This is a genomic window from Embleya scabrispora DSM 41855 (assembly GCF_000372745.1).
GTDB classification, from domain to species: domain Bacteria; phylum Actinomycetota; class Actinomycetes; order Streptomycetales; family Streptomycetaceae; genus Embleya; species Embleya scabrispora.
On sequence record NZ_KB889678.1, the window covers coordinates 103,151 to 113,020 of the forward strand.

Genomic DNA, 9,870 nt, shown 5'->3' on the forward strand with positions numbered 1-9,870 from the left:
GGCGCCAACGACAACTCCCCCACCTCTCTCGGAAATCCCCTTCGCCCTCCCCGAGGAGACGGTGTCGGCCGCTGTGCACGAGCGGCCGGCCCGGCCGACCGGGCGACGTACCTCCCTGAAAGGAACCTCATGCAATCGACCCAAGCCTGGCTGCTCCCCGCAGGCCGGGAGAAGAAACCCGTCCCCGGCCGGCTCGTGCTCGGCCACGTGTCGCTCGGCGAACTCCGGCCGGACGAGGCACTGGTCGAGCCGCTCCTCGCCGGCTGGGAAGGCAACTGCTTCCACGCCGTCCAACGCAAGCCGATCGATGTGTGCGCCGCCCGCGGCGAATCGAACGTCGTCCTGGGAAACAGCGGCGTCGTACGGGTATTGAGACCGCCGGTGGCCGAGAACAACGACAACCTGCGCGAGGGAGACCTCTGCCTCCTCCAGGGGAACTACAAACCGGACGCGTTCGGTTACGGCATGAACGGGGCGGCCTTCGGCTACGACGCGCCCGGAACCATCGGGCTGCTGGCCAAGCAGACCAAGATACGGGCCTCCTGTCTGGTACCCCTCCCACGGGCCACCCGCCACTCGCTGGAGCAGTGGGCGGCCTTCTCGATCCGCTACGTCACCGCCTACGCCAACTGGCGTGTGGCATACGGGACATGGCGCCTCCAGGTCACCGAGCAGGATCAGCCGTTCCCCTACGTGTGGGGATGGGGCGGTGGCACCACGTTCGCCGAACTCACCCTCGCGGTCCTGCACGGGGCACAGGCCACCATCGTGACCTCGACCGAGGCCCGCATGGCCCTGGCGAAGGCGAACGGACTATCCACCGCGGACCGCAGACGGTTCCCGGACATCGCCTTCGACGAACGGCAAGGCGCGGACCCGGATTACGTCGGGCGCTACCACGAATCCGAGGACACGTTCCTCAGGATCGTCCACGACACCACCGACGGGATGGGCGCCTCCATCTTCGTCGACTACCTGGGCGGCACGTCCCTGAGAGCAACACTCAAGGCCCTGGCACGCGAAGGCGTCGTCACCACCGCCGGCTGGCGCGAAGGGCTGCGCACCACCTTCATACGCGCCATCGAGTGCATCGAACGGCACCAGCACATCCACACCCACTACGCACGGCGCAGCGAAGTCCTGGAGGCGATGGCGTTCGGTGAGGAGAGAGGCTGGATGCCGCCCCTCGCCGCCCTCGCCGAGCCCTGGCCCTACGATCGCGTTCCCAACCTCGTGGACGCGTACGCCGCCGGCGACGTCGCCACCTACTTCCCCCTGATCAAGGTCAACGCGTAACGCCGGGTACGGGCTCGGCCGCCTCGCGCCTCTTGCAGGCGCGAGGCACCACCCGATCGGCGGGTCACCGGTCCGGCCCTTCCGGACAGGTACTCAATATATGTGCAACGTGACATGCAGTCGATCATAGAATCAAGACCTTGTTCAGATCTATTCGGTTGCACCCGGGACGGCCCCTGCCCTGCAGATCGCACTGGCGCGACTGCGTCCCGCAGGGCAATTAGCGACAGAGTCAAGGACATTGCCAGTGTGGATGCCTATGCGTCCGGCCCTCTCGTCACTCAGGGCTCAGGCTTCATGATGTAGCGCATACATGGTGCGGGAGGAGTCCGATGATTCGGTTCCATTGCTTGACACACTTGCCGACGGACTTCGATACTCATGGCGCAGTCGGCAATCAACGTCGGATCGTATTCGGTCAAGAACTGCACAGGACCCCGCTCATGAAGCCCCCTTCTCCTCATTCGACCTGGCTTCAAGTACGCCTCCCGGAGTTTCGCGACGGCGTTGCCGCCCGACAGCGTCGCCGGGCACGACCCCGATCCCGCAGCCTTCTCCGACGCCACCCACTCCGAGATCGACCGGACGTGAGCGAGCGTCGACGAGACCTGCGGCAGGAAGCCGCGTGGAACATCGCGGCGCCACCCGCGAATCCCGACACCCCATCGCAACCGCTCGACATCTCCCAGGGAGCACAGGTGCCTGTGCGCTCTCACACGGCATGGCCCCACGAGTGCACACGATCTCGGTCATGGGTCCGCCCGGAGGCAGGATCCGCCTCCGAAACCCCCGATGTGCGGCAACAGTTCAAGGAAGTCGCCCGAACAGCGTCGGCAAACTGGTATCCGACCGATGAACATCACCCAGGACCCGCAGTCGCGCAAGAACGTGCAGCAGTCACGAAGTTCTTCGCTGTGGCGGGAACGGTAACCGTACGAGGAAAACTTGTGTATCGGATGTTGTCATCAGCTTCACTGGTGGTCGCCCGTGCATCGAATCGTCGAAGTGCCATGCCGAATTCGTCACCGTCGATTCAGGATGCATTACCAAAGAAATGAAGGGTGCACACGCCGGCGGCACCGGTGACTTCGCGATGACATAGACGGCGATTCTCGGCCGCACGAACGCTCGATCCCTTCGCCGAGACGAAGCCGCGGTTGAGGAGTTCGCTCCGGGGTCTGCCGCGACATCGCATCACGCCTTCAGGTCTACAGGTCAGACCGCTTCGGGGCGTACAGCAAGGCTTGCGCACAGGATCCGGCGGTTGAGGACGCCTGCGTACGCTCCTTGCCGGCGGTAGCGGTATCCGAACCGCCGCCGCGATCGGCCCGCAAGGCGAGCCGTTCGGTACGGGCAGTCGCGTCGGTTCCTCACGGACATCGAGGCCACCCGTTTCCGGCCGTACTCGGCGAACGGTCCCCTCCACGGGCCGCACCTCCGACCGACCGCCGAGGAAAACCCAACCGAATTTCGGTGGCACCGCGGAACCCGCATGGCGACGAAGAACCCCACGGCGCCCATGCATGACATTTCCGATGCGATCTGGCGTGACGTGAGCCGCCCCTACGGATTCAGAGAGCACGTAATGTCCGTTGTACTTCCGGAACAGCTTGACCGAATCGTCTCTTCCGTCAACTCCCTTGGCGCGCAGGCCGATAGCCACGCGATTGCGTGGGCGCTGGACCACGGCCTGATCCGAACGGAGAAGGCCCGTCGGCGGCTCGCCGGAACCAGACCCGGGTCGCTGGCGGCGCACTGCTATCCGAGCGCGGACCTTTCCGCGCTGTGCCTGTTGGGCGACTGGATGACGTGGCTGTTCATCCTCGACGACCTCAACGACGAGGGGACCTACGGCTGGGATCCCGAGGCGCTGGAGCAGGCGTTGACCTCGGTCGTCGTTCCCGGCTCGTCCGGCTTCGGCAACACCGACAACCCGTTCGGCGCTGCGCTCGGCGACATGGTCGGACGTGCCGGGGCACACATGTCGCCGCAATGGCGGCGCCGGTTCCAGCACCACGTTCTCGACTACTTCAGGGCCTACGTGTGGCAGTCGGCACACCGCCGCGCAGGGCAGATCCCGGACGCCGACACGTTCCCCCAGCAGCGCCGCGAGGCCGGGGCGATCATCCCCTCGTTCGACCTCATCGAGTTCGTGGAGTCCACGACCCTGCCGCCGGGCCTGTACTACAGCCGCACCTATCAGCGACTTCTCACCACGGCGGCGAACGTGGTCTGTTGGACCAACGACCTGATGACCTTCGAGAAGGAGGTCGCGCGCGGGGATCACCAAAATCTGATTTCCGTCGTGCGCGAAGCGGAAGGCCTCGCACTGGACCAGGCCATGGCCGCGGTGCGGAGCCGCACCGGTCGCGAGATCGAGCGATTCCTCGCCACGGAGGCCGACCTGCCCCGGCTTTTCACCGCGTTGGCGGTCTCCACCGAATTGCGGGCGACAACGCTTCGCTGCGTCGACATGTTGAGAGCCTGGATGCGGGGTCATGTCGACTGGGGGCAGGAAACCGCCCGCTACCTGGAGTTCGAGCATTCGGCCTCGCCGCCGGAGTATCTGGACGACCTGCTCGCCGAGGACTCGACCATCAGCCGGAAAGCGTGAGTTTCATGACCACCTCGACAACACCCGGCCGGGCCATCGTCGTGGGCGGCGGGATCGCCGGACTGAGCGCCGCTTTCAGGCTTCGCCAAGCGGGCTTCGACGTGAAGGTCCTGGAGCGGGCGGATCGGGTCGGCGGTCGGATGCACACCGTCGACCAAGGGGGCTACCGCATCGACGCGGCCGCCAGTGTCCTGCCGACGACCTACCGGCACACCCTTCGACTCATCGCCGACGCCGGCTTGAGTGGCCTGACGCAACCGACGTGTGACGTCATGGGCATTGCGCGCCCGGAGCGCGTGCACCACCTCCACAGCCGCAAACGCACCGACCTGCTCCGCACCAAACTGCTCGGCCCGAGATCGAAACTGAAGCTCGCCAAGGTGCTGGCCGATCTCCATCGGCACCGGGCGGCGCTCAACCAGCCGTTCACCGAGGCGCTCGGCCGCCTCGACACCGAGACGATCGCCGACTACGCGAGCCGGGCACTCACCGTCGAGGCCATGGACTACTTCGTTCAGCCGCTGACCGGCGATTTCTATCTCACCCCGCCCGAGGAACTGTCGGTGGTCAACCTGTTCCTGCTGCTGAAGACCATGATCGGCGCCGACTTCATCAACTCCGATCAAGGCGTCCGGTTCCTGCCCGAAGGGCTGGCCCGGCAGGTTTCGGTGGAAACGTCGGCGGCGGTGACCAGCGTCGAGGAGCACGCCACCGGGGTCACAGTGACGTGGGATCGGCCGGGTTCCGCCGAACGGACCGAGTCCGCCGACGTGGTGGTGGTGGCCGTGCCCGCCACCGAAGCCCCGGGGCTCCTTCCACAGTTCAGCGACGAGCAACGCGGGTATCTCGCGACGGTGCCCTACGCGCGGAGCCTCGTCGTCACCTTGACCCTCACGAAACCACCAGTCGAGCAGGCCATGTGGCTCACCGTCCCCGACCGCACCCACCCGGACGTCAACGTGGTGATCCTCGACCACAACAAGGCGCCGGGCCGAGTTCCGCCCGGTGCGGCGATGGTCACCATCTACTGGCATCGACACTGGGCGGACAAGTATTGGGACACCGACGACGATCAGTTGCTGTCGAGGGCAATCGCGGCAACGCACGAGGTACTCCCCGGGGTTGAGAACACCGTTGTCGACGGTTACGTCTGGCGCTGGGACCCGTGTACGGTCGCTCGGCCCGTGGGCGGGTTCCGCGACCTCGCCGAGTTCACTGCCGGGCTCGACCCCGACAGCCGTGTCCAGCTCGCCGGCGACTATTTCGCCATCACCACCGTGGACAACAGTGTGGCCTCCGGCGAACGCGCCGCCCGCCGGCTCATCACCAGACATTCCAACCCTTCGACGGCCCGGTGAGGGGGGACACACCATGACGCGGAGAAACGCACCGACGCAGGCAAGCATGGGCACGATCCCCGGCCGGCGATGGCTCGCCGGGCACGCCCTGAAGATGGCCGAGGACGCGTTCGCGGTGATGGATTCCGCCCGGGACTGCGGCGATATCGCGGTGCTCTGGTTGGGTCCGAAGCCGGCGTACGTAATCAGTCATCCCGGCCTGATCCGCCGGCTCCTCACCGCCGAGGACAAAAACCTGGACAAGGGGCCGCTGTACGAGAACCTGGCGCAGCTCATCGGCGTCAGCATCGGCACCCTGATCGGGCGCGCGCATCGGGCGCGGCGGCGGGCCGTCGCTCCGGCCTACGTCCCGAACGTGACCATCATGGCCGACACGGCGATGGAACTCGCGTCGTCCTGGCAGCCTGGACAGGTCTACGACATGGCCACGCAGATGCGCCGCTACTCCTTCATGGTGATGGCCAGGACGTTGTTCGCCGGCGCGATTCCCCCGGCGGCCGAGGCCGAGTTCGTCGAGCTGTTGCCGGTGGCGCTGACCGGCATCGCCAAGTACACGGCAGACCCCACCGGCGTACTGAAACGGCTCCCGACACGCGACAACCGGCGGATCAAACACGCTTTGGCGACCTTGAAGAAGATCACCGAGGACGGGCTCGCCAACCATCGGAACGGCAGCGGCGGCCAAGGCGGCGTCCTGGCCGCGCTCATCCGGGCTCGCGATCCGGATACCGGACAGCCGCTGACGGCCGAGGAAATCCGAAACGAAGCGATGGTCATGATGTCCGCCGGTTCCGAGACGGTCGCCGGGGTTTTGGCCAACGCCTGCGCCATCCTGGCGTGGCAGCCTGACATCGCGCGACGACTACACGCGGAGACCGACCGGGTGCTCGACGAGCTGCCGATCGTCGAGGCACGACTGCCGGAGCTGGAGTACGCCGGGCGGGTGGTCACCGAGATTCTGCGGATGTACCCGCCCGGCGCGTTGATGTCCCGCCGCGCCATCGTGGACCTCGATCTCGGCGGCCATCGCATCCCGGCCGGCGCCGCCGTGTTCTTCTGCCCTTACCTGCTGCACCGCCGGGCCGACCTCTACCCCGATCCCGACCGATTCGATCCCGAGCGGTGGCTGCCGGAGCGAGCCGCCGCCCTTCCCTACGGTGCGTTCATGCCCTTCGGCGCAGGCGCACACATCTGCGTCGGCGAAGCGATCGCCTGGCAGGAGGCGTTGATCGCGGTCGCAACCATCAGCAAGCTGTGGCAACTTCGCCCGGCCTCCGATCAACCGCCGCGCCCGGTCCTGGCGCCCACCCTGGGGCTCGACGCCGTCCACGTCACCGTCGTGCCCCATCCGTCCCGCCGACAACCCTTCGAACCCGAGGAGACCGCTGATGGCGACCGAGCCTGAGAATCCACCGGGTCCGTGCGTCCCGGACAGCGGAACGGAACACCTGGTCCGCGCCGCCGCCGACCTGGTTCCTCGGCTGTTGGCCGACGCGCCGAAGTCGCGGGCACTCGCGCGGCTCACCGACGAGGTCGTCCACGCGCTGGCCGAGGCCGGACTCGTCACCGCTCTGGCGCCCAGGTCCAGAGGCGGTAGCCAGGTGCCGCTGGGTGATTTCGTCCGAATCCAGGAGGAGCTCGCCAGGGGCTGCGGCTCGACCTCGTGGGTGACAGGCGTGTACGCCGCCGCCCTGTACATGCTCAGCGCGTTCACCGACGAGGCGCAGGACGAGGTCTATGCCACCGCCACCCCCAAGAGCGTCGCCGCGTTCAAGCCGGAGGGCATGGCCGGCCCCGCGAGCGGCGGGTATCGCCTGACCGGAACCTGGCGGTTCTGCTCGGGACAGCATCACGCGGACTGGGCTTTGCTGTCGTCGATCCTCGTCATCGACGATGTCCCCCAGCCGGCGCAGTTCCTGATTCCCCGATCGGACTGGGTGAGTGCCGACGATTGGGAGGTCACCGGGCTGTCCGGCACCGGGTCCGCCACGCTGTCGGTCGATGACGCGTTCGTGCCCGAGCACCGGGTGCTGCCGCTGACCGGCCCGCCCCGCTCGGTGGCTCTCGCGGGCGACCCCTACTTCTCGATCCCCTTCATCCCGCTGTTCGTGACCGGCGCAACGGGCACCCCACTCGGCCTCGCGAGAGCGGCGGTCGACCTCTTCGGCCGGCGGATCCGCAGGCGCGGCATCACCTATACGCCACACGAACGGCAGGCCGAGGCCACCGTGACCCATCTGCAGCTCGACACCATGTCGATGAAGCTGGAACAGGCCCGGTTCCACGCACAGCGAGCGGTGGCAACCGTGCCCCTGGTCACCGAGGACCCGGATAACGCGGCGCTGCGCGTGCGGTGCCGGGCGGACGCCGCCTGGGCGACCAAGCTGTGCCAGGAAGCGATAGCGGTTGTCCGGGAGGGCTCCGGCGCGAGCGCCATCGGGCTCAAGGATCCGTTGTCGCTGATCGTGGGCGACATCGACGCACTCGCCCTGCACTCCTTCCTGCTGCACAGCAGCATCGCCGAATTGCACGGCCGAGTGCTCGCCGGCCTGGAACCCGGAGTTCCGTACCTCTAGCCGAGCCCAGCACGCGTGGATACCCCCAAGGCACCGGTGAAGGAGACAAGCATGTCGTTCGAGGACTTTCCGTCGGCATTTCGAGGTGCGGTGTACAGGCCCGGAGACGCCGGCTACGCGGACGCGCGGTGCATATTCAACGCGCACGTCGCCGACGCGACACCCGCGCTGATCGTGCGGGCCGAAGACGAGGCGGATGTGGTCACGGTGGCGCGGTACGCCACGGCGACCGGAACACCCTTGGCGGTCCGCGCCGGCGGGCACGGCGTCGACGGCACCGCGATGCCCGACGGCGCCGTCGTTCTGGACCTGACTCGCCTCGACACCATCGACGTGCGGCCGGAGACGGGCGTCGTGCGGCTCGGGGCGGGTGTGTTGTTGGCGGACATGGACGCCACGCTGGAGAAACACGGTCTGGTCGTGCCATCCGGCACCGTGAGTTCCACCGGGATCGCGGGCCTCACTCTGGGCGGCGGCGTCGGCTACAACATGCGCCGCTACGGCGCCACGGTGGACAATCTGCTCTCCTGCGACATGGTGGCGCTCGACGGCCGCCGCGTCACGGCCAGTGCCACCGAGAACCCGGACCTGTTCTGGGCGCTGCGGGGCGGCGGCGGGAACTTCGGCGTCGTCACCGGCTTCGAGTTCCAGGCGAAGCCGCTCCCGCCTTTGGTGAGTGCGGGGTTCATCGTCTTTCCGCTGGACCAGGCCGCGGCCGTCCTCGGAGCGCTCCGTGAGTACCTACCAACGGCGCCACGGGAACTGGCGATCATCGCGGTGCTGACCAAATGTCCGCCGCTGCCCCCGGTGCCGCCGGAGTTCCACGGCGCCGATGTGCTGATGCCCGTGGTCGTCTACACCGGGCCGCAGGAGAAAGCGGAGCCGGTGATATCGGACGTGGTTGCGCTCGGCACGCCGGTGGCGACGGCGGTGGGGCCGATGCCGTGGTCGGCCGCGAACCGGATGCTCGACGTCATCGCGCCGTCCGGCCGCCGCTATTACACCAAGGGCGGATACCTGGCCGAACTCAGCGACACGGTGATCGAGATCGTCGTCCGAAACGCCGCGAACGCCCCGGCACCGGTGCACCCCATGTTGCCCAGCGCCGTGCAGAACGTCTGGGCCATGGGCGGGGCGATCAGCGAGGACTTCGACGAGGACTCCGCCGCGTTCTCCCGCGAGGGCGCCGCGTGGATGTGGGAGATCATCACCGAATGGGACAGCCCGGCCGACGACGACACGTTCCACGGTTGGCTGGACAACGCCCGGGCGGACCTGACGCCGCACCTGCGGGGCAACTGCTACATCAACCTATCGACGGACAACGGCCCGGAGTGGCGGCGCAGCGCCTGGGGAGGTGAGGAGCGGTACTCACGGCTCGTCGAGGTCAAAACCGCCTGGGACCCGCAGAACCTGTTGCGCTTCAACAAGAACGTTCCGCCGTTGTAGCACCGCCGCCATCCGGCTTTGGTTGTCCGCGCTCTCCCGCCTCGGCGGTCAACGGCCGACGTCGGGCCTCCGTAACGGTAGAGCTCGGGGAACGTGAAGCGTTCCGGGTTCGCCAGAGACTCGAGGTTATGGCGATGACCTGCGGTTTGGTTGCCTCTGGTAGTGCTTGACTTCATGTTCGGCGGGTGGGTGGCTCACCCGTGATCTCCGTGCCGCAGGGCGGTGCGAAGAACGCCCGTGTGGCTCATGGGTGCCTGCTGCGCCGGCAGGTGGTGCGGCGGAACGGCGGCAGCCTGTCCTCGACTCCCGCCGTCCCGCCGGGACCTATTTGGTGAATGCGAACCCATTGACGTTCACGAAGTCGGACGTGCTGCCTGAGGAGAACACCAGATAGACGTCGTGCCGACCCCGACCGATTCGACGNTGNGGCGTGGGCGCTGCGTGGCGGCGGTGTGCAGCGTCAGCGGCGTGTGGTGGGGCGGCAGCGGCGCATGTAGTAGGCGTAGGTCAGTGCCAGGGTCATCGGCCCCCACAACATGCCCGGCGCGATGCACACCCGGGCGAGCGTGCACCACCA

At 67.4% G+C, this 9,870-nt stretch carries 6 protein-coding genes; all 6 read left to right on the forward strand.

Annotation, left to right across the window (positions count from 1 at the left end; all coding sequences use genetic code 11):
• Positions 1–129: 129 nt before the first annotated feature.
• Complete coding sequence (locus A3IC_RS0128580) at positions 130–1,296, forward strand: MDR/zinc-dependent alcohol dehydrogenase-like family protein (RefSeq protein WP_020553496.1); 1,167 nt, start codon at positions 130–132, stop codon at positions 1,294–1,296.
• A gap of 1,492 nt (positions 1,297–2,788) precedes the next feature.
• The gene (locus A3IC_RS68980) at positions 2,789–3,910 is read left to right on the forward strand and encodes a terpene synthase family protein (protein ID WP_158696134.1); all 1,122 of its coding nucleotides are present in this window, start codon (positions 2,789–2,791) and stop codon (positions 3,908–3,910) included.
• A gap of 5 nt (positions 3,911–3,915) precedes the next feature.
• On the forward strand, positions 3,916–5,268 hold the full coding sequence (locus A3IC_RS0128590; RefSeq protein WP_026218853.1) for a protoporphyrinogen/coproporphyrinogen oxidase: 1,353 nt from the start codon (positions 3,916–3,918) through the stop codon (positions 5,266–5,268).
• On the forward strand, positions 5,150–6,673 hold the full coding sequence (locus A3IC_RS0128595) for a cytochrome P450 (RefSeq protein ID WP_158696135.1): 1,524 nt from the start codon (positions 5,150–5,152) through the stop codon (positions 6,671–6,673). The genes A3IC_RS0128590 and A3IC_RS0128595 overlap by 119 nt, the downstream gene beginning before the upstream one ends.
• On the forward strand, positions 6,657–7,844 hold the full coding sequence (locus A3IC_RS0128600; protein ID WP_020553500.1) for an acyl-CoA dehydrogenase family protein: 1,188 nt from the start codon (positions 6,657–6,659) through the stop codon (positions 7,842–7,844). Before A3IC_RS0128595 ends, A3IC_RS0128600 begins: the two co-directional genes overlap by 17 nt.
• A 51-nt stretch (positions 7,845–7,895) precedes the next feature.
• Complete coding sequence (locus A3IC_RS0128605) at positions 7,896–9,293, forward strand: FAD-binding oxidoreductase (protein WP_026218855.1); 1,398 nt, start codon at positions 7,896–7,898, stop codon at positions 9,291–9,293.
• Positions 9,294–9,870: the final 577 nt, after the last annotated feature.

Bases quoted from the DNA above. Each gene is read 5' to 3' on its own strand.
- A3IC_RS68980 (WP_158696134.1), top strand. From the start codon at position 2,789: ATGGCGACGAAGAACCCCACGGCGCCCATGCATGACATTTCCGATGCG.
- A3IC_RS0128580 (WP_020553496.1), top strand. From the start codon at position 130: ATGCAATCGACCCAAGCCTGGCTGCTCCCCGCAGGCCGGGAGAAGAAA.
- A3IC_RS0128600 (WP_020553500.1), top strand. From the start codon at position 6,657: ATGGCGACCGAGCCTGAGAATCCACCGGGTCCGTGCGTCCCGGACAGC.
- A3IC_RS0128605 (WP_026218855.1), top strand. From the start codon at position 7,896: ATGTCGTTCGAGGACTTTCCGTCGGCATTTCGAGGTGCGGTGTACAGG.
- A3IC_RS0128590 (WP_026218853.1), top strand. From the start codon at position 3,916: ATGACCACCTCGACAACACCCGGCCGGGCCATCGTCGTGGGCGGCGGG.